Here is a 20067-nt window from a genome sequence, read left to right as displayed (position 1 = left end):
TGCCATCAGCCAAATCGGCAGGCCGCAGGACGGCCCGCCGATGGCGTGGGCCAGCTTCGCCCTTTGCTCCGCGCCTTCGCGATCGGTTACAGGCCATCCCGCAACCAGATTGCTTTGACCTGATTAGAGCATATCACGTTCATGCGCATTCACGAGACATGCTCTAACTTATTGATTTCGCATGTTCGAGAAGCTCAAAACCGGTTCCCACTTTTGAACAACATACTCTAAATCACGCCTGAAGATGCCGCAGCCCTTGGGTCACATCGGTGCGCAAGGCCAGCCGCAGCGCGGCATCGTCACCTGCACGCAGCGCTTCAAGGATCAGGCGGTGGTGCGGCGGTGCCGTGGTGCGGCGCAAGCGCGTGTATAATGCACGCATGGTCGGGCCAAGCTGCAACCACACCGTTTCCAGCAACCCCAGCATCGCAGGGCTTTGGGCGCGCAGATACAGGGTGCGATGAAATTCCAGATTCGTACGAATATACTCGACCGGATTTTGCTGGTTGACCGCGCGTGCATTGGCTTCGTTGATAATGTCCATCCGGTCGATCAACGCCAGATGCGCCCGCCGCAGCGCACGACTTGCCAGTTCCGGTTCCAGCAGCGCGCGGATCGAGGCCAGCTCCTCGATGCGTTCATTGCTCAGTTCCGGCGTAGTGACACGGCCCGACGCCGACAGCGTCAGCGCCCCTTCCGCCGACAGGCGGCGCACGGATTCGCGTGCAGGTGTCATGCTGACCCCGAAGGATTTTCCGATCCCGCGCAGCGTCAGCGCATGTCCGGGCGGCAATTCCCCATGCATGATTTGCTGACGCAAGCCGCGATACACCCTGTCATGTGCTGACAAGGGCGCAGTTTCAGCGGCAACAGAGGGGCGCAAGACAGATTTCTGCATCCGAAATTGTGATCACAAAACCCCGCTCTCGTCAATGCATTCAGTGCGGGTTCGGGGCGGGTTCGGTGCGGGTTCGGGCGACCAAGGTAGATACGACCAAAGCGTGATTTCATGTTATCTGCGAATGTCCTAACCTATGCGCCAGAACTTAGGGATATAGGAACACCGCCAATGCAAATGAATGACACCCGCCAGATCGCGGCCCCCCCGCAACAGGTCTGGACTGCCCTGTTCGATCCCGATGTTCTGAAAGCCTGTGTGCCGGGATGTCAGGACCTGTCCGGCAACCCCGAGCAAGGCTATGAAGCCGTTGTCGTTCAGAAGGTCGGCCCCGTCAAAGCGACCTTCAAAGGCATGGTCACAATGGCCGATGTCATAGAAGGCGAAAGCTGCACCCTGGTCGGAGAGGGCAAAGGCGGCGCCGCCGGTTTTGCCAAAGGGCAGGCGCGCGTCCGGCTGGAGCCTGCCGACGATGGCGGAACCCTGCTGCATTATGACGTTGATGCCAATGTCGGCGGCAAACTGGCCCAGCTTGGCAGCCGCATCGTGGACGGGTTTGCCCGCCGCATGGCCACTGAATTCTTCACCCGTTTTCAGGAACAGATCGAAGGGCCGGAAACGCCCGCGCCAGACACCGCCGCCGCCCCCGAAGCCGCACAAGACAGCGATGAGCCGCGCAAGGGCTGGGTCAAGCGCATCCTTGGATAAAGCAACCGCGAGAAAGCAGGAGCAGGCTTTGCGCGTCCTGAACATGCGTTCTCAATAGGCTAGAGTGGGTTGCGTGAATGGCGCATGAACGCGGGCACGCTATAGACCCGTGCGCAACGTCGTGGCGCAGCTTGCACGCCCCCCCGCGATCAGGTAACAAAATTTTACCAATTTCAGGGGGCTGCCATGCCGGTGATTACCAATATCGAAGACCTGCGCCGCATCTATGAAAAACGCACCCCGCGCATGTTCTATGATTATGCGGAATCCGGCAGTTGGTCCGAACAGACCTTTCGCGAGAATATCAGCGATTTCAGCCATATCCGGCTGAAACAGCGTGTTGCCGTCGACATGTCGGGCCGCAGCACCGCATCAAAGATGATCGGGCAGGACGTGTCCATGCCTGTGGCGCTTGCACCGGTCGGACTGACGGGCATGCAGTCTGCCGATGGCGAAATCAAGGCCGCCCGCGCCGCCGAAGCGTTCGGTGTGCCCTTCACCCTGTCAACCATGTCGATCTGCTCGATAGAGGATGTCGCGGAACACACCACCAAGCCCTTCTGGTTTCAGGTCTACACATTGAAAGACGACGACTTCATGCGCCGCCTGATTGAACGCGCCCGCGCAGCAAACTGTTCGGCCATTGTGGTGACGGTGGATTTGCAGGTTCTGGGCCAACGCCACAAGGATTTGAAAAACGGCCTGTCCGCGCCGCCGAAACTGACACCACGATCCATAGCCAATATGATGACCAAAATTCCTTGGGGCCTTGAAATGCTGGGCACCAAGCGGCGCTTCTTTGGCAATATCGTGGGCCATGCCAAGGGGGTCACGGACCCGTCGTCATTGTCGACATGGACATCGGAAGCGTTTGATGTGGCGCTGGACTGGACGCGCATTGCACAATTCAAGGAATGGTGGGGCGGCAAGCTGATTATCAAAGGCATCATGGACGCCGAAGATGCCCGCCGCGCGGTAGAAATTGGCGCAGATGCCATCATCGTGTCCAACCATGGCGGGCGCCAGCTGGACGGGGCGGTCAGTTCCATCCGTATGCTGCCCGCGATCATGGACGCTGTGGGCGACAAGGTGGAGGTGCATCTTGATAGTGGCATACGGTCCGGTCAGGATGTGCTGAAGGCGCTGGCGCTGGGGGCAACCGGCACATATATCGGCCGCGCCTTTACTTACGGGTTGGGTGCAATGGGTCAGGCCGGTGTCACCAAAGCACTGGAAATCATTCATAAGGAACTGGACATCACCATGGCGCTATGCGGCGAAACCGATGTGCACAACCTTGGACCGCAAAACCTGTATGTGCCGCAGGGCTTCGGTGACCCGACGGTATTGTTGTAACGCCACGGGGGCCTTGGGCGCATTTCGGGCACTGAAATGGCCTTCGCGGGGGTATTGGCGGGGGGGAAATCGCCTTTTGCCCTTTTCAATAACCCGAATCTGCCCTATAGCCGCCAGACTTACAGCCCGCACCCTTGGAGGCGGGCATTTCAACTTGTAGAAAATGGAGAATTCCAATGGCTGGTGAGATCCCGGATCTTTTGGCCGAGGTACGGACGGGGACAGGCAAGGGGGCCGCTCGTCAAGCTCGTCGTGAGCATAAAGTACCCGGTGTGGTTTATGGCGGTGGTTCCGACCCCCTGGCCGTGAACTTCAACTACCACTACCTGATCAAGATGCTGAAAGCTGGTCGCTTTGTATCGACATTGTTCAACCTGAAGGTTGAAGGTCAGGAAGATGTGCGCGTTATCTGCCGTGGCATTCAGCGCCATGTCGTGAATGGCCTGCCCGAACATGTCGACCTGATGCGCCTGCGCCGCACCAGCCGTATCAATCTGTTCATTCCGGTTGAATTCATCAACCATGAACAATGCGTCGGCCTGAAACGCGGTGGCATGTTGTCTGTCGTGCGCCCCGAGGTGGAGTTGAACGTGTTGGCCGGTGACATTCCGGAAAAGCTGGTCTTTGATCTGGCTGGTCTGCAAATTGGCGACACCATCACGATTTCGGCCATCAAACTGCCCGAAGGCACCAAGCCGACAATCGACCGCGATTTCGTGATTGCAAACATCTCTGCGCCGCGCGCACTGGTTGCATCCGACAACGAGGACGGTGAAGAAGAAGACGCAACCGCCGAGGAATAAGTCTTTCTCGACCGGAATGCATATTGTTTACGGGGCGCCCAGACAGGTGCCCCGTTTTCATTTGGCGCGGCGGATGCATGCAGTGTCCGGCAATCCCCCATCACGGCCAATTCAGGGCGGCTAGAGTCGAATTCGCACACTCAGCGCTTTTCACAAATGCGCTGGACCTTTATGCTGCACTGCACACAGGGGACATGTCACATGAAGCTATTTGTTGGTCTGGGAAACCCTGGAACAAAATACGCCGCAAACAGGCATAATATCGGGTTCATGGCGCTGGACCGTATTGCCAGCGAACACGGGTTTGCACCGTGGCGCAGCAAATTTCAGGGCAGCATGACCGAAGGCCGGATTGGTCGCGAAAAGCTGGTCTTGCTGAAACCGGGAACATTCATGAACCTGTCCGGGCAATCCGTGGGCGAAGCGCTGCGCTTTTACAAGCTGGAGCTTGCCGATCTGGTGGTCTTTCATGACGAACTGGACCTGGCCCCCGGAAAGCTGCGCCTGAAGCAAGGCGGCGGGCATGCGGGCCATAACGGGCTGCGATCAATTCATGCCCATGCGGGGCCGGATTATGCACGCGTGCGGCTGGGCATTGGGCATCCGGGCCACAAGGACCGCGTGTCGGCCTATGTGTTGTCCGATTTTGCAAAATCGGATCAGGACTGGCTGGATGCCCTGCTTCAGGGCATTGCCGATGGTGCCGGCGCCTTGGCACAAGGCGACGGGGCGCGGTTTTCAAACATGGTGGCGCTGCGCACAACGCCACAACGCAAGAGTTCATCCGATAAACCCGCGCCGGACGCCCCGAAACCTGAACCGGCACGACAGACTGCCCCGAAGGACGATCCCGCACCCATAGAAACACGCACGCCGCTGCAAAGGCTGATGGACCGCTTCAAATGACATTTCGGGATCATGCGCGCAGGCAAGCCGCCGCCTGTGCCGCGCTCGGCTCTCCATTAACCGCGCGGGTTCTGGGCCTTGTCGCCGACCGTCTGTTGCCGGGGCGTGCTGTGGCAGACAGGTTGCTGTATTGGCCCGAAGACCGGCTGAAACCCGACGCGGTGGCCCTGCGCCTTGCGGGCGCGTTGCATCATCTGGTGCTGTGCGGGCAGGCCCCCATTCTGTCGCGGCTTTATCACGCGCCGGACACGGTTCCCGATATCCAGCTTTGGCGCGCGATAGAAGCATTGTTGCGCCTGCATGAAAGCGCAATTTTGGCAACGCTGGATTTTGCCCCCCAGACCAATGAATTGCGCCGCTCAAGCGTCATCATCGCAGCCGCGCAATGGCTGACCGCTGCGTTTAACCGCCCGCTGGTCCTGTCGGAGCTGGGCAGCAGCGCGGGGCTGAACCTGATCTGGGATCATTACGCCTTAAGGGCGGGCGGTCATGATTACGGGCCGGACGATGCCGCATTGACACTATCACCGGATTGGCACGGCGCGCCCCCGCCTGCGGCAACACCTGTCATCCGTGCGCGCGCGGGCGTCGATCTGAACCCGCTGGACCCTGAAACAGACCGGTTGCGGCTGCTAAGCTATATCTGGGCAGACCAGCAAGACCGCCTGAACCGGACCGCACACGCCCTGGACCTTGCTGCAACGCTGCGTCCTGAAATCACGCGCGGATGCGCGATTGAGTGGCTGGAGCGGCGCCTGTCGCGCCCCCTGCCCCACGCCCTGCATTTTGTGTATCATACAATCGTCTGGCAGTATCTTGACCCTGACCTGCAAGAACGCGGGCGCATGGCGCTGGCCCGCACAGGCGCAAGGCTGCGTCAGGACGAACCGCTGGCGCATCTGTCGATGGAAGATGATGGCGAGGGGCCGGGCGCGAAACTGACCCTGACGCTGTGGCCCGCAGGCGATTGCATAGATTTGGGGCGTGCAGATTTTCATGGCGCATGGGTGGACTGGCGCGCACCCGCACTTCGTACCTGAAAGCACTGGTCGGGCTTGCCCTATGCTTTATTTCTGTCACGGTATCCCGAACACCCCGCAATCAGGAGAGCATCATGACAATCAGAATGGAGCCATCGGTAAACGTGCTGGGCGGCACCCTGGAGCCGTGTTCACGCGACCCGATGACCGGTTTCTTCCGCAACGGGGCCTGCGACACCTGCGAACAGGATCAGGGCAGGCATACGGTCTGTGCCAGAATGACTGCGGAATTTCTGGCCTATTCCAAGTATCTGGGCAATGACCTTTCAACACCGCGCCCTGAACATGCCTTTCCGGGGCTGAAACCGGGGGATCAATGGTGCCTGTGTGCCGCACGTTTCTTGCAGGCGCATGAAGAAAACGTGGCCCCGCTGGTCAACCTAAGATCAACGCATCAGAAAACGCTGGATATTGTCCCGCTTGTTGTGTTGCAAAGATATGCGACCGACATCGACTGACTTACATTCCGCTTTTGCCGACTGCGAAAAGGGCCGCATCACATCTGTGACGCGGCCCTTCGCACCTTTACCCCCTGTCAGGGTCAGTCGTGGCTTTGCGCCACGGTATTGGGTGTGGCGGCTTTGCGCTGGATGAAAAACACCAGCGCCGCCACACCAAGGCCAATGGCGTCGGAAACCCAGCCGCCCGAAATCATCGCAATCGCGGCCACACCGACAATCAGCCGCAACGGCCAGCCGATGGCACCAAACAGCCAGCCCTGCACCGCAGATGCCAGCAGGTAAATGCCCAGCAGCGCGGTAAAGAACACATGGATGATATTCAGCCAGTCCCCCTGCATCAGCAGGCCATCATTGAAGAAGAAGATGAAGGGCACGATGAAGGCTGCAAGACCGATCTTGAAGCTTTCAACCGATGTGCGCATCGGGTCGGACTGCGCAATCGCCGCGCCCGCATAGGCCGCAAGCGCGACCGGTGGCGTGATGGCCGACATCACAGCGTAATAGAAGATGAAAAAATGCGCCGTCAGCGGTTCAATCCCCATGCGGATCAGCCCCGGCGCAATGACCGCCGCCGCCACCGCATAGGCCGCCGTGGTGGGCATTCCCATGCCAAGAATGATCGCCACCAGCATCGCAAATACCAGCGCCAGCAACTGGCTTTGGCCTGCAAGCCCCAGCAGCATGGATGAAAACCGTGTCCCAACCCCTGTCAGCGCGATCACACCAACGATAATGCCTGCGGCCGCACATACCGCCACCAGTTGCAGCGACATGCGCGCGGCAATTTCAAACGCATACAGGATTTCGCGCACCAGCATCTTATGTGGCGTGAACCAGCTGACGACCGCCGCAGACGCCATGGCCAGCGTGCCCGCACGAATGACCGAATAGCCCATGAACAGCGCACCAATCAGAATGATGATCGGAATAAACAGGAACACACGCCGCGCCAGCACATCAAACCGCGGCAGCATATCACGCGGCAGCCCCTTCATGCCCTTTTTCAGCGCTTCCTTGTCGACCATGAAATACACGGATGTGAAATACAGGATCGCAGGAATGATCGCGGCAATCACGATGTCACGATACGCAATGCCGGTGATTTCCGCCATGATGAAGGCCCCCGCCCCCATGATGGGCGGCAGGATCTGCCCGCCGGAACTGGCCGCAGCCTCGACACTGGCGGCGGTTTGCGGACGATACCCCACCTTTTTCATCAACGGGATGGTCAAAGATCCGGTGGACACCACATTGCCCGCAGATGTGCCGTTGATCATGCCCATCAGGCCGGATGCAAACACTGCCACCTTGGCCGGCCCCCCGCGCGTGCCACCTGCGGCAGCAAAGGCAAAGTTCACAAAATATTCACCCACACGGCTGGCTTGCAAAAAGGCGGCAAAGGTAATGAACAGAATGATGTAGGTGGATGAAATCGCGGTTGTCGGCCCCAGAATACCGTTATCGGTATAGATAAACCCGAAAAAGCGCGCTGGCGCATAACCGCGATGGTTCAGAACCCCCGGCAACCATGGCCCGACAAACCCGTAAGCCAGAAACACACCCACAATAATAACCAGCGCCAAGCCCGCCAGACGCCGCGTCAATTCCAGGATCAGGATGATCCCCGCGATGGAGGCCCACATGTCATTAGGGTGCGGGAACACCTGTGCGCGCGTGCGCAGAAAATCAGCATGGCCAATAATATAGACACCAACAACAATAGCGGCGAGCGCAAGAAGCGTATCTGCCAGCGACAGGTTGGTGCGGTTTCTGATAGGCTGTATCCAACTTGCCACAAGCACCAGCACCGTGCCCGCGATCAGCGGATACCCGAAAGTCATAAGATGCTTGCCTGCGGGCGCACCTGTGGTGACCCTGTCGCCGGTCAGCAGCATAAGCGACACCTGACCAAGCGCCAGCACGATCAGCGCGCCACCTATGGCAAGCAGCCCTTTTTCGGCAATCGACAGCGGCGCGTCAGTGTCTTCGTCATGCAGCACACGCGCCGAAAACAGGATGAACCCCAAGGCCAGACCACCGGCGACATGCACAAGCCGGTAGCGCCAAGGTTCGGTTAGGTCGACCGACGGAAGGCCCAGAAAATCGGTGATGCGATCATGCAGACCATTCATCGCGCCCACATGAAACAGCGTGTAGACGATGCACATGGTGGTCACAATAATGCCCACCACGCCTGCGAAAACGCGCTGGTTGCCGGTGACGATCTCGTTGTCGACGCCCTTGGCAATATTGTCGTCTTCGGTTTGCGCAACCTGCGCTGCAGTTTGAGACATGGTTCCCCCAAATCTGGAAATTGCTGCGATGACTGGGCCATCATGGGGCACGAACACGCACCGGAAGTATCAAAGCCCGTGTATGCGCACGGTTCAAGAATGGGCCAGAGCGCGAACGCTCCGGCCCTGAATCACTGGGTAAATCGCAAGATCAACCTTTCAGGTCGTCGGAAATCTCGATCCCGATTTCCTCGAAATAGCGCACAGCACCGGGGTGGAATGGCAGGAACGAGTTGTTGCCCACATTCTCTGGCAGGGTCGCGGCAGCGGCTGCGTGAATCTGCAACATGCGGTCGTTGTTTTCCATCACCAGCTTGGTGATTTCATAGGCCAGACTTTCGGGCATGTCGGCATGTGCGATGGCGAAGTTCCACATTGCAACCGAATGCTGGTCTTCGTCCTGCGCTGTGTATGTACCTGCCGGAATGGTGAACTGCGACACTTCAGGGTGACCTTCCATGATGGTGGCCAGTTCATCTTCGGTGAAGCCGAACATATCGACATCAGCTTCGGCGGCCAGTTGCGAGAACGCGCCAATGGGCAGACCTGCCGCAAAGACGAACGCATCAACCAGACCATCTTTCAACTGGCCGGCCGTGTCGGCAGCACCCGCGTTTGACACAGTGACATTCAGACCCAGCGTGTCAAAGAAACGTGGCCAATAGGTGCCGGGCGTGCCGCCAGCGGGGCCTACACCCACGCGCTTGCCTTCAAAATCACTGACCGAAGTGATGCCAGAGCCGCGCAGTGCAACCCCCTGAAACGGTGTTTCATACATCGGGAACAGGGCGCGGATATCGCTGTGCTCCAGCCCCGGTGCCAGTTCGGACACACCAGTCCACGCCTCGAATGCCGGACCCATTGTCACCAGACCGATATCATGGTCGCGCATCTGAACAAGCGTGACGTTCTGAACCGGTCCGCCCGTCACTTCACCAGACGAATTCAGGTTCAGTTCTTCGGCCAGAAACCCTGCCAGACCATTGCCGTAAACAAAATAAACGCCGCCCTGGCTGGCTGTGCCAACCGTCAACTCGGATGGCCAGCCATCGCGGTCTTGTGCGGATGCTGCGGAAACCGCCATGATCGATGCAGCGGCCAGAGCCGCGAAATTGGTGTAACGCATTGGGAACCTCCCCTTTGGTTTTTGCGTATGTGCATTGCGCCTGCGCCACCCCTCACTCGGTGTCGCACGCACTGGGGGCACAGCAAACGGTTCCACCGATGAATTCAAGCGCGCATCACCGGGAAACCCCGTTTTTTGCGCGCAATCCGCGCCTATGTGTAGAAAGCTACACAATGCGGCCAAGGCGTGTGTGGTTTACTACACATCACCCTGTGCTGTATCTGGCCCAGCCGGCAGGAAATGGCCCTTGTCAATGCCATGCCGGACCAGCTTGTCATACAGCGCCTTGCGCGACAGACCCAAGGCCTCGTAGACCGGACGCAACGCACCTTGATGACGGATCAGCGCGTCCACCAGCAATTTGCGTTCATGCGCGGCCATCATATCCGCCAGCTTGCCGGAATTATCGCGCGGGGCAGTTGGCGTATCAGTCATCTGCACACCCAAGGCAAAACGCTCGGCGGTATTGCGCAATTCGCGCACATTTCCCGGCCAGTCATTGCGCGACAACTCGGCCAGAAAGGCCGGACTGGCCATACGCGACGGCAGACGATGGCGCAGGCAGGCCTCGGAGAGCAACCGTGTAAAAAGCTGCGGCACATCTTCAAGGCGTTCCGACAGCGGTGGCACGCGCAAACTGACCACATTCAGCCGATACAGCAAATCAGCCCGAAAGCGGCCTGCCGCAACCTCTGCTTCCAGGGCCACGCGGCTGGTGGCAATGAACCGCGCGTCCAGCTGATGCTGGGCATTCGACCCAAGCGGCGTGATCACGCGCTCCTCGATGACGCGCAGCAGCTTGCCCTGCACATCCATCGGCATTGCACCAATATCATCCAGCAAAATTGTGCCGCCGCGTGCATGATCGAACTTGCCCATGCGTGCCCGGATTGCACCGGGAAAGGCGCCCGCTTCATGGCCGAACAATTCAGATTCGATCAACGTGTCGGGAAGCGCACTGCATGTGATGGCGATAAACGGACGTGCGGCGCGCGGCGACAGGTCGTGAAGCGCACGCGCCACGATTTCCTTGCCCGTGCCAGTGTCGCCCACAATCAGCACATCCGCATCAGACGGGCCAATGGTGCGGATCTGGCGGCGCAGCGCGATCATCCTGTCGGACCGCCCCACAAGCCGCATTTCCAGATCATCGCTTTGTCCGGCCGCCGCGCGCAGCCGCCGGTTTTCAAGCACAAGCTGGCGAAACTCCAACGCCCGCACTGCGATGGATGCAAGCTGCGCGCCCGAAAACGGCTTTTCAATGAAATCATGCGCGCCCTCGCGCATGGCGCGCACGGCCAGCGGCACATCCCCATGCCCCGTAATCAGGATGACGGGCACATCGCGGTCGATGTCATGAATGCGGTTCATCAGCGTCAGCCCGTCCAGACCGGGCATGCGGATGTCACTGATCACCACCCCGCCGAAACCCGCGGTAATGCGGTCAAGCGCCGGTTCGGCGCGCGAAAACCCGTCCACCTGAAGACCGGCCAGATCGAGTGCCTGCGTGGTCGAATTGCGCAAATCCTCATCATCATCGACAAGCAACACGACGGGCGGGGTCATTCAGCGGCCTCGGCGGTCAGGGGGTGGGCCGCGTGCAGGCACAGCGTAAATTCCGCGCCCCCGTCGGGATGGTTGCGCACGGAAATCCGGCCATCAAAATCACGGATGATATTGTAGGAAATCGACAGCCCAAGCCCCAGCCCCTTGCCCACTTCCTTCGTTGAAAAGAACGGATCGAAAATGCGCGGCTGGACCGCATCGACAATGCCGGGGCCGTTGTCGCGCAAGCGCACCTCTATCATGTCGCCAACCCTGCACGCGGCCAAATCCAACTGCTTGGTGTCCTGCCCTTCGACCGCGTCAATCGCATTGGCCAGCAGGTTGACAAGCACCTGCTGCAACCGCACCGCCCCTGCGGTAACCAAAAGCGGCCCCTGCGCCAGATCCAGATCCACACTCAACCTCACCGCAGTCCGGTCCAACTGCCAGCCCAGCAATTCCTGCGCGTCCGTAATCACATGTTCCAGATCCACCGGCCGCAATTGCTGGTGCGGTTTGCGGGCGAAATTGCGCAAATGGCGGCTGATGCGGCCCATGCGGTCAATCATGCCCAGAATGCGCCCGATATTGTCATGCGCATCCACGCTGCGCCCGCGATCCAGCAACAATTGGGCATTTTCAGCATAATTGCGCGCAGCCGCCAGTGGCTGGTTGAATTCATGGCTTAGGGCCGCCGACATCTGGCCAAGGGCTGCCAGTTTGCCAGCCTGCACCAGTTCCGACTGGGTCTGGCGCAACCGTTCTTCAGTGGCGCGGCGTTCGCTGACCTCGTCGCGCAGGGCGTCGTTGACTGCGGCAAGTTGCGATGTGCGTTCGCTGACGCGGGCTTCCAATTCATCGCGGGCGGCTTGTTGCACAACAAGCCGTTCCGCCAGCTGGCGCCGCCTTTGCCACAGGATCAGGGCGGTCAGCGCCATCAAACCCAGCCCGAACCCTGCAAGCGCCACCGCACTTGCCGCCTGCACGCGTGCAGGCCGCGTGTTAAGCAGCACCTGCACCGTCCATTCCGCATCCGCCATAGGGGCCTGCGCGACAAGGTATTCCAGCTTGGCGCCATCATCGGCTGCGGTGCGCAACAAATCAAACCCGCTTGCATCCGTTTCGCGGGAATAGTCGATCTGCCCGATTTCAGCATTCGCATAGCGCCGCGTCTGCACCGTTCGCGCAAGGCGCGCGGACGTCAACGGCCCGAAAGACCGGAACAGCCAGTCCGGCCGGTTAGACAGGAACACAATATTTTCGGGGTCGGTCACGATGATGCGCACCTCGTCCGAGGCCCAGGTCTGTTCTATCTCATCCACATCAATCTTGATAACCATCACGCCATGACGCTGGCCTGCAACATCAATGGGCGCGCCAAAATAATACCCCCGCTTGTTGGAGGTCGTGCCCAGCGCATAAAACCGCCCCGCCCCCTTAGGGCCAAGCGCGTCAAAAAAATACGGACGAAACACGAAATTACCGCCCACGAAACTATGGGGCTGGTCAAAATTGCTGGCCGCCAGCGTGACACCGTCACGATACATGACATAAATGTCCGATGCGCCCAGCATTTCGGCGGTGTCGCGCAAATACAGATTGGCCGCGACCACCAGATCGGGGTCGCGCGGGGCCAGAACCAGCGAACGTATGACCCGCTGCTCGGCCAAAAGATGGGGCAAGCGTTCAAACCGCGACAATTGCCCGCGCAACGACGCCTCGGCCAGATTAAGCGTGTTCTGTCCCCGGTCCTGCAACTGCGTAAAATAGATCACGGTTGCGCGATGCCACGCAAGCCAGCCAAGAGCGACCACAACAGCCAATGCCGCGATCGCACCAAGTGCTAGCTGAAACGGGCGGTTCCATCGCATCGGGGCACCTGTGTGAATTGACCTGTATGCCAGACAACCCCAAGCCCGTCGCGATGTCAAATGTGACAATCAGGCATTGAACAGGAAATGCAGCACATCACCGTCCTTGACCTCGTAAGATTTTCCCTCGACGCGGAATTTCCCGGCATCCTTGGCACCGGCTTCGCCATTGCAGGTGATGTAATCATCATAGGCGACCGTCTCGGCGCGGATAAAGCCGCGCTCGAAATCACCATGAATGACGCCTGCGGCCTGTGGCGCGCTGGTGCCCACAGGAATGGTCCACGCGCGCGCTTCCTTGGGGCCGACGGTGAAATAGGTCTGCAAGCCCAGCAACTGATACCCCGCACGAATAAGCCGGTCGAGGCCCGCTTCCTCCAGCCCCATTTCCGACAGGAACATGGCCGCTTCTTCGGCGTCAAGCTGGCTGATCTCTTCCTCGATACGGGCAGAAATGACAACATGGGCCGCGCCTTGCGCTTCGGCCATGGCCGCCACTTTGGCCGACAGCCCGTTTCCGGTGCCCGCCGAGGATTCCTCGACATTGCACACAAACAGCACCGGTTTGGCCGTCAGCAACTGCAACATGCGCCAGTTTTTGGTCTCCTCGGCGCTGATCTCAACTGTGCGGGCGGGTTTTCCGGCCTCCAACGCGATAAGTGCGCGGCGCAAAAGCGCATCTTGCTCAACCGCTTCCTTGTCGCCGCCACGCAGCTTGCGCGACAGGTTGGCCAGACGCCGCTCAATGGAATCCATATCCGCGATCATCAACTCGGTCTCGATGGTTTCGGCATCTGCGACGGGGTCAATCTTGCCCTCGACATGGGTGACATCATCATCCTCGAAACACCGCAGCACATGGGCAATAGCATCCACTTCGCGGATATTTGCCAGAAACTGGTTGCCCAGCCCCTCTCCCTTGGACGCGCCGCGCACCAGACCGGCAATATCCACAAAGGTCATGCGCGTCGGAATCACCGCTTTCGATCTGGCGATATCGGCAAGCTTTTGCAACCGGTCGTCAGGCACCGCGACATCACCGACATTGGGTTCAATCGTGCAAAACGGGAAATTCGCGGCCTGTGCGGCAGCGGTCTTCGTCAATGCGTTAAACAATGTCGATTTGCCCACATTCGGCAAACCCACGATTCCCATTTTGAAACCCATCACCATTCCCCTGACTGGCATTCGCAAGGGCCGCTTTTAGGGTTTGGCCGCAGATGTGGCAAGGGCATCAGGAGGGATTGCTGATATTACATGTAACTTCGCACCAACGCCTCCGATACCAGCCGCCAACCGTCGGCAATAACAAAAAACGACAGCTTGAACGGCAAGGACACAATCGCAGGCGGCACCATCATCATTCCCATCGACATCAGAACCGCCGCGACAACCAGATCGATGATCAGAAATGGCAAGAAGATCAGAAAGCCGATCTGAAAGGCGCGCGCAACCTCACTCAGCATGAAAGCAGGCACCAGCACCGACAAGGGCGCATCTGCGGACAGATCCACGGCAGCGGCCGGGCGCAGGCTGGCCAGACTGTCATAGGTTGCACCGTCCACACGCGCGGCCATGAACTGGCGAAACGGATCGGCCACACGCAAAAATGCGTCCTCCAGCCCGATATCGCCGTCATTCAGGGGCACAATGCCGCCCTGCCACGCCGCGACAAATACCGGCTCCATCACAAAATAGGTCAGAAACAACGCAAGCGATACGATCAGCATATTGGGCGGCGACTGCATCAGGCCCAGCGCCTGACGCAGAATTGCCAGAACCGTCACAATGAATGGAAAACAGGTGACCATCACCAGAATACCGGGAACCAGACTAAGCAGCGTCAGCACCACGATCAGCTGAACACTGCGCACCGCCAGCGATCCATCATCGCCGAAGCTGAACGTCACCTCTTGTGCGAAGGCACTTGTGCCCGACAGCGCAAGCCCTGCCGCAATAATAGCAGTCACTATGAAAAACCTGAATAACATCGTGTTAAAGCGCCGCTTTCAGGTCGATGATTTCTGTCAGGCGCACCCCCAGAAACCCCGCATTCTCGCCCTCCATCTCCTCCAGCACGCCGCGGGCGATAAGCTTGTCGCCGATAAACAGCTCTACCGGGTCGTCGATGCGCCGGTCCAGCGGCAAAACCGACTCACGCCCCAGTCGCATCAACTCGCGCACCATGGGCCGCGCGCGCCCCACCGATACGGCAATTTCAACCGGCACCTGTTCCAGTATCGCAGTGTTCAGCTCACGTTCTTCCATTGTCAGGCCTCTTTTCTGTCCTTGAGCGCGATCTGGTGCGCGAAGGCTGCATGAAGCTGCGCAAGAACAGCATCCAGATCGATGTTTCTCTGTTGATCTTCAACGCGCAACGACACTTGCGCTTCGCTGTAGCTCGGCTCGTCCAGAAGCTGGATCTCCAGACCCGGGACCGCAGATGTCACGCGCTCCAGTGCCGCGCGTGCCTGCGGTGCACAATAAAGCTTCAGCGGCAGACGCGTCTCTCTGGCAGCCGCATGGTGCAGGTTTTCCAGAACAATCTCGGACAAGGAAAGGCGCAGAACTTCCGGAACCACCGCTTCAAGCAAGGACCGTGTCAGGGACAGAAACGAAGTTTCCAGCGCGCCATGCGCCTCATTATAGGTAAAACTGATTGCCTGAAGCGCTTCCAGTGCGGCACTTTCGCGAAGCGCATCTTCATCGCGCATCTGCTGCAAGGCATCATGCCAGCCCGCACCGTAGCCCTGCTCATAGGCATCCGCACGCAGGCTTTCTGCCGCCTCCGCATCCAGCAAGGGGGCTTCATCCGGCGCTGCGGTTTCAAACACCTCCAGCTTCAGCATCGCATTTCGCATCTATTTCCCCTTCGCGGAATTGCTGGTGTCATCCATCCAGTGGCGCAACACTTCGACCGATTCTTGCTGGCGTTCTGCAATCAGTTCACGCAATCGCGCGACAGGGTCGTCCGACCCGCCATATGCCTCGCCCCCTCCTCCCATTGCGGGAAAATCCAGGGCAAGCGGCATGTTCATTTCCGGAAATCCACCCCCACCCCCCATCAAGGCAGGGGGCGCATCGGTGTCAAAATCCGCGAGGCCCTGCACATTGGCGGATTGCGTGGCGGCCCGCAGAATCGGGCGCAGCACAAAGATGGCCAGAACCACCAGCGCAATCAGCGCAAACACCCATTTCAGCAATGTCATGATGTCCAGGTTTGAGGCTGAAAACAAACCTGAGCTTGCCTCGGTTCCCAGCGCGGCCACGGGTTCGAATGCAAGCGAGCGCAGGGTTATGACATCGCCGCGCGACTCATCATACCCTACAGCGGAGGCCACAAGTTCGTACAGGCCTTCCAGTTCGTCCGCATTGCGTGGGCGCCATGTCGCGACACCATCCGCATCTGTATCAGTAATTCCGTCGATCAAGACCGCGACGGTCAAACGCCGGATCGCGCCTGGAACGCGCTCGATTTCGCGGCGGGTTTCAGACACATCGAAATTGGTGCGCTGGCGGGTCTGGCTTTCGCGGTTTTGCGCGCTGCCGTCAGCCCCGGCCGCATCCCCATCGGGCAGATTGCTTGCAACTGTCACGCCCTGCCCGCGCGAATCGGTGCTGTTTATTTCGCTTTCCTCGGTGTCGGTGCTGATTGCGACACGCGTATCAGGATCGACCAGTCGTTCCTGAATCGTCTCGCGGTCGGTCACCGTCTCGACACTCAACTCGACCACGGCGCGGCCATAGCCGACATGGGCTTCCAGCAGTCGCTCCACCCTGCGGCGCATGTCGGCTTCACGGTCACTAGCGCTGCCATTCGGGAGCGATTCGGTTTCGGGACCATAGACCAGACCGCCCGCGCCATCGATGACCGACACATCCTCCGGCTGCATACCGGCAATGGCCGAAGCCACCAAAAAACGGATCGCGCGCGCCTGTGCAGGGTTGAGCATACCAGAGGTGGTTGTCACGGTAACCGACGCACTGGGTGCGATTTCACGCCGAAACGCGGAATTCGCCCCTTGCGAAATATGCACGCGCGCGGAACGAATATGCGGGCTTGCCGATATGGTGCGCGCAAGTTCCCCTTCGCGCGCGCGCCAGTAAGCGGCATCAAACATCTGGGATGTGGTGCCAAAGCCGGACAGCGAATCCAGCAATTCATAGCCGGAATGGGAATTGGCGGGCAAACCTGCGGCCGCCAGCATCAGCCGCGTCTCATCGCGCTGCGCGGAGGGCACGAAAATCGCATCCCCGCGCACATCATAGCGAATGCCGCGGGTATCGAGCATCTGGATCACTTCACCGGACGCCGCATCTTCCAGCCCTGCATACAGCAGTGACATTCCGGGGCTGGATGCAAGCCGTGCCAGTCCCATGATGGCCGCGAACATCAAAACGGCGGCCCCGATAATCATGACGCGTTTCGTCGTGTCCAGTGCGGACCAGAGCGACTGAATCTTCTGCACTGCGAATCTCCTTGTGCGGGCTTCTGCCCTTGACCTGATCGCAGTCTCGTCGCTCTCGCTTAACAATCGGTTAGTGACCTTGTGGCATACCAAAGAAAATTCGCTTTTCGGGAAATGGCAGATGACCACAGCCACAGACACACCAGCCAGTGACGGAACAGACCCCTCCAGAAAGTCGCGAAGGGGGCCAATCATTATTGGCCTGACAGGCGCATTATTGCTGGGGGGGGGGGCGTTTTTCGCGGTCTATTCAGGCATGATTCTGGCCCCATCGGAGCAAGGCAAAAAGTCTGCTGCCATCGCGCAGGATTTTGCATTCATCCCGATTGAGCGAATCACCATAAGCTTGGCGCCGGGGTCAACATCGCGGCATTTGCAGTTCGCGGGTCAAATCGAAGTGGAAGCAACGTCGCGCACCGAGATTGAGCGACTTCAGCCCCGGTTTATTGACGTCATCAACATGTATCTGCGCGCGGTCGATCCGCGCGATCTGGCTGAACCGGCCTCGCTGATCCGGCTGCGCGCCCAGATCTTGCGGCGGCTGCAAACTGTCGCGGGCCAAGGGCATATTCGCGATTTCCTGATCACTGAATTTGTACTTAGCTAAGGGGTTTCTTATGGCAATTCTGATAGATATCGCTGTTGCGCTTGGGGCCTTTCTCGCTGCCGCCTATTGCATGCTTCTGTCGCGCAGGCTGCGCGCGCTGACGCGGCTGGATGGGGATGTGGGTTCGGCAATCGCGATCTTGTCCCAACAGGTGGACGCATTGACTCAGGCGCTGAATGCAGCGTCGCAATCCAGCACCAAGGCAGAATCCGGTCTGAACCTGACAATTGCCCGCGCCGAAACCGCGACCCGAAACCTTGAATTGCTGCTTGCCGCCACGCAGCCGCGGTCCCGCACCAGCCGCGCGACGGCAGGTGCCGGCAACGACCTAGATTGTGACGAAGACACTGATTTTTCGCCCCTTATTCGTGACAAGGCGAAGAAACCTCGTGTTTTGCGACAACGCGAAGCAGCAGGTCGTCGCGCATGAAAAGACCGGTCACACGCAATCCAGCCCACAAACGCGGTGCATCTTCTGCACTTATGGTGTTGACGGGGCTGTTCTTTTTCGCGGGCCTGTCCCGTCTTGGCCTTGGTGTCGCGGAAGTTATCGCCGCAGAAAATACTCCGCCGCCAGTCGAGGCCACCACCACGCAGGAGGCCGCGTCACCCGATCCGGGCGATCTTTTCCAAAGCCTGCGCGCGAGAGAGGCACGCTTGCAGCAAATGGAAGAGCGCCTTGATCAGCGCGCCGAAGACCTGCGGCAAGCGGAATCGGATATTCGTCAGCAACTGGAACAACTCGCACTGGCAGAGGAACGCCTGTTGCAAACGCTGGCCCTGACCGAATCGGCCGCAGAGGATGATGTCGCGCGCCTGACAGCCGTTTATGAACACATGAAACCACAGCAGGCCGCAGATCTTTTCGGGCAGATGGACGTCCAGTTTGCCGCCGGGTTCTTCGCCCGCCTTAGGCCGGATTTTGCCGGCGCCGTCATGGCCGCACTCGATCCTATGACTGCCTACGCAATCAGTGCCGTACTTGCCGGACGCAACGCGAATGCGCCACAGAACTGATTTTTCACAAGTCGCGGAAGCGCTTTCTTAACGAAGCTGCGCCAAGATCATCGCTTGAAGCACATCACACACACACACAAGACAGAGGCTTATTGTGATAGCAATTGTTGGCATCGTTATTGTCTTCGTCATGGTTTTCGGCGGGTATCTTGCCGCCGGGGGCACGATGGGAATTATCCTGAAGGCGCTACCATTCGAGATGGCAATGATTGGTGGCGCCGCCGCGGGGGCATTCATCCTTGGCAACAATATCGCAACTATAAAAGGCACCGGGCGGGACATTTCACGTGTGTTCAAGGGACCGAAATGGCTGGCGGCGGATTATCGCGATCTCTTGTGCCTGCTGTTTGAACTGATCTGGCTGTCACGGCAAAATCCTGTCGCAATCGAGGAACAGATCGAGGCTCCCTCTGACTCTGCCATCTTTCTGAAATACCCAAAAATTCTGGCGGATCATGATGTTGTGGACCTGATCTGTGACACCTTACGCGCGGCATCCATGAATTATGACGACCCCCACCAGGTTGAAGAAGTGCTTGATAAACGGCTCGAAGCGCACAAACATCATGCGCTGCACACCAGCCACGCGGTGCAAATTGTTGCAGACGCCCTGCCCGCACTGGGCATTGTGGCAGCGGTGCTGGGGATTATCAAAACCATGGGTTCAATTGCCGAGCCGCCGGAGATTCTGGGCAAGATGATCGGTGGGGCGCTGACTGGCACATTTCTGGGGGTTTTCCTGGCATATTGTTTCGTAGGGCCGATCGCGGGACGCATGCGAGACATTGTCGAAGAGGACGATCATTTTTTCCAACTGATCCGCGAAGTGATGATCGCCAATCTGCACGCCCATCCTGCCAATATCTGCATTGAAGTCGGGCGACAAAACACACCACATCACCAACGCCCGGATTTCAGCGAACTGGAAACCGCGATGCGGGACCTCAAGAAGAACGTAGCGTAACT

The 20067-nt window shown here is 59.0% G+C and carries 20 protein-coding genes; 10 read left to right on the top strand and 10 right to left on the bottom strand.

Annotation, left to right across the window (positions count from 1 at the left end; translation table 11 throughout):
• Nucleotides 1-232 precede the first annotated feature (232 nt).
• A complete protein-coding gene (locus tag P8S53_RS08425; protein ID WP_277803521.1) occupies nucleotides 233-898 on the bottom strand; it encodes a GntR family transcriptional regulator in 666 nt (221 codons plus the stop codon).
• 171 nt (nucleotides 899-1069) lie between these two features.
• Here P8S53_RS08425 and P8S53_RS08420 point away from each other — a divergent pair, with 171 nt between their 5' ends.
• From P8S53_RS08420 to P8S53_RS08395, 6 genes are all read left to right on the top strand, one after another.
• Nucleotides 1070-1606: a CoxG family protein gene (locus P8S53_RS08420; protein ID WP_277803520.1), complete on the top strand. Its 537-nt coding sequence runs from the start codon at nucleotides 1070-1072 to the stop codon at nucleotides 1604-1606.
• A gap of 186 nt (nucleotides 1607-1792) precedes the next feature.
• Nucleotides 1793-2962 carry an alpha-hydroxy acid oxidase gene (locus P8S53_RS08415; protein ID WP_277803519.1) on the top strand — a complete coding sequence of 390 codons (1170 nt, stop codon included), beginning with the start codon at nucleotides 1793-1795 and terminating at the stop codon, nucleotides 2960-2962.
• Between the two features lie 176 nt (nucleotides 2963-3138).
• Nucleotides 3139-3765 (top strand): 50S ribosomal protein L25/general stress protein Ctc, encoded by a 627-nt coding sequence (locus tag P8S53_RS08410; protein WP_277803518.1) that lies wholly within the window; start codon nucleotides 3139-3141, stop codon nucleotides 3763-3765.
• 201 nt (nucleotides 3766-3966) lie between these two features.
• Complete coding sequence (pth, locus tag P8S53_RS08405; RefSeq protein ID WP_277803517.1) at nucleotides 3967-4671, top strand: aminoacyl-tRNA hydrolase; 705 nt, start codon at nucleotides 3967-3969, stop codon at nucleotides 4669-4671.
• Nucleotides 4668-5711, top strand: coding sequence for a DUF2332 domain-containing protein (locus tag P8S53_RS08400; protein WP_277803516.1), 1044 nt, complete (start codon nucleotides 4668-4670; stop codon nucleotides 5709-5711). The genes pth and P8S53_RS08400 overlap by 4 nt, the downstream gene beginning before the upstream one ends.
• Nucleotides 5712-5785: 74 nt before the next feature.
• Nucleotides 5786-6169: a DUF2237 family protein gene (locus P8S53_RS08395; protein WP_277803515.1), complete on the top strand. Its 384-nt coding sequence runs from the start codon at nucleotides 5786-5788 to the stop codon at nucleotides 6167-6169.
• A gap of 83 nt (nucleotides 6170-6252) precedes the next feature.
• Here the strand turns inward: P8S53_RS08395 and P8S53_RS08390 are convergent, their stop codons facing one another.
• The 9 genes from P8S53_RS08390 to fliF all read right to left on the bottom strand — a co-directional run bounded on the left by P8S53_RS08390 (nucleotide 6253) and on the right by fliF (nucleotide 17477).
• Nucleotides 6253-8466 carry a TRAP transporter fused permease subunit gene (locus P8S53_RS08390; RefSeq protein WP_277803514.1) on the bottom strand — a complete coding sequence of 738 codons (2214 nt, stop codon included), beginning with the start codon at nucleotides 8464-8466 and terminating at the stop codon, nucleotides 6253-6255.
• A gap of 151 nt (nucleotides 8467-8617) precedes the next feature.
• Complete coding sequence (locus tag P8S53_RS08385) at nucleotides 8618-9592, bottom strand: TAXI family TRAP transporter solute-binding subunit (protein ID WP_277803513.1); 975 nt, start codon at nucleotides 9590-9592, stop codon at nucleotides 8618-8620.
• Between the two features lie 198 nt (nucleotides 9593-9790).
• Complete coding sequence (locus tag P8S53_RS08380; protein ID WP_277803512.1) at nucleotides 9791-11158, bottom strand: sigma-54 dependent transcriptional regulator; 1368 nt, start codon at nucleotides 11156-11158, stop codon at nucleotides 9791-9793.
• A complete protein-coding gene (locus P8S53_RS08375; RefSeq protein ID WP_277803511.1) occupies nucleotides 11155-13008 on the bottom strand; it encodes an ATP-binding protein in 1854 nt (617 codons plus the stop codon). Before P8S53_RS08375 ends, P8S53_RS08380 begins: the two co-directional genes overlap by 4 nt.
• Before the next feature lie 69 nt (nucleotides 13009-13077).
• Nucleotides 13078-14175 (bottom strand): redox-regulated ATPase YchF, encoded by a 1098-nt coding sequence (gene ychF, locus P8S53_RS08370; RefSeq protein WP_277803510.1) that lies wholly within the window; start codon nucleotides 14173-14175, stop codon nucleotides 13078-13080.
• 86 nt (nucleotides 14176-14261) lie between these two features.
• Nucleotides 14262-14999, bottom strand: coding sequence for a flagellar type III secretion system pore protein FliP (fliP, locus tag P8S53_RS08365; protein ID WP_306417786.1), 738 nt, complete (start codon nucleotides 14997-14999; stop codon nucleotides 14262-14264).
• A gap of 4 nt (nucleotides 15000-15003) precedes the next feature.
• Nucleotides 15004-15276: a FliM/FliN family flagellar motor switch protein gene (locus P8S53_RS08360; protein WP_277803508.1), complete on the bottom strand. Its 273-nt coding sequence runs from the start codon at nucleotides 15274-15276 to the stop codon at nucleotides 15004-15006.
• 2 nt (nucleotides 15277-15278) lie between these two features.
• On the bottom strand, nucleotides 15279-15869 hold the full coding sequence (locus P8S53_RS08355) for a hypothetical protein (RefSeq protein ID WP_277803507.1): 591 nt from the start codon (nucleotides 15867-15869) through the stop codon (nucleotides 15279-15281).
• Nucleotides 15870-17477 carry a flagellar basal-body MS-ring/collar protein FliF gene (gene fliF, locus P8S53_RS08350; protein ID WP_277803506.1) on the bottom strand — a complete coding sequence of 536 codons (1608 nt, stop codon included), beginning with the start codon at nucleotides 17475-17477 and terminating at the stop codon, nucleotides 15870-15872.
• A gap of 121 nt (nucleotides 17478-17598) precedes the next feature.
• On the opposite strand from fliF, the gene fliL reads away from it, so the two are divergent.
• From fliL to motA, 4 genes are all read left to right on the top strand, one after another.
• Nucleotides 17599-18084: a flagellar basal body-associated protein FliL gene (fliL, locus tag P8S53_RS08345; RefSeq protein WP_277803505.1), complete on the top strand. Its 486-nt coding sequence runs from the start codon at nucleotides 17599-17601 to the stop codon at nucleotides 18082-18084.
• Between the two features lie 10 nt (nucleotides 18085-18094).
• Complete coding sequence (locus P8S53_RS08340) at nucleotides 18095-18514, top strand: hypothetical protein (protein ID WP_277803504.1); 420 nt, start codon at nucleotides 18095-18097, stop codon at nucleotides 18512-18514.
• Nucleotides 18511-19101, top strand: coding sequence for a MotE family protein (locus P8S53_RS08335; RefSeq protein ID WP_277803503.1), 591 nt, complete (start codon nucleotides 18511-18513; stop codon nucleotides 19099-19101). Before P8S53_RS08340 ends, P8S53_RS08335 begins: the two co-directional genes overlap by 4 nt.
• A gap of 94 nt (nucleotides 19102-19195) precedes the next feature.
• Nucleotides 19196-20065 carry a flagellar motor stator protein MotA gene (motA, locus tag P8S53_RS08330; protein ID WP_277803502.1) on the top strand — a complete coding sequence of 290 codons (870 nt, stop codon included), beginning with the start codon at nucleotides 19196-19198 and terminating at the stop codon, nucleotides 20063-20065.
• The last annotated feature ends 2 nt before the right edge of the window (nucleotides 20066-20067 follow it).

Origin of the sequence: Roseinatronobacter sp. S2, from assembly GCF_029581395.1 — a bacterium.
GTDB lineage: Bacteria > Pseudomonadota > Alphaproteobacteria > Rhodobacterales > Rhodobacteraceae > Roseinatronobacter.
This window is presented reverse-complemented; position numbering and strand designations above follow the sequence as displayed.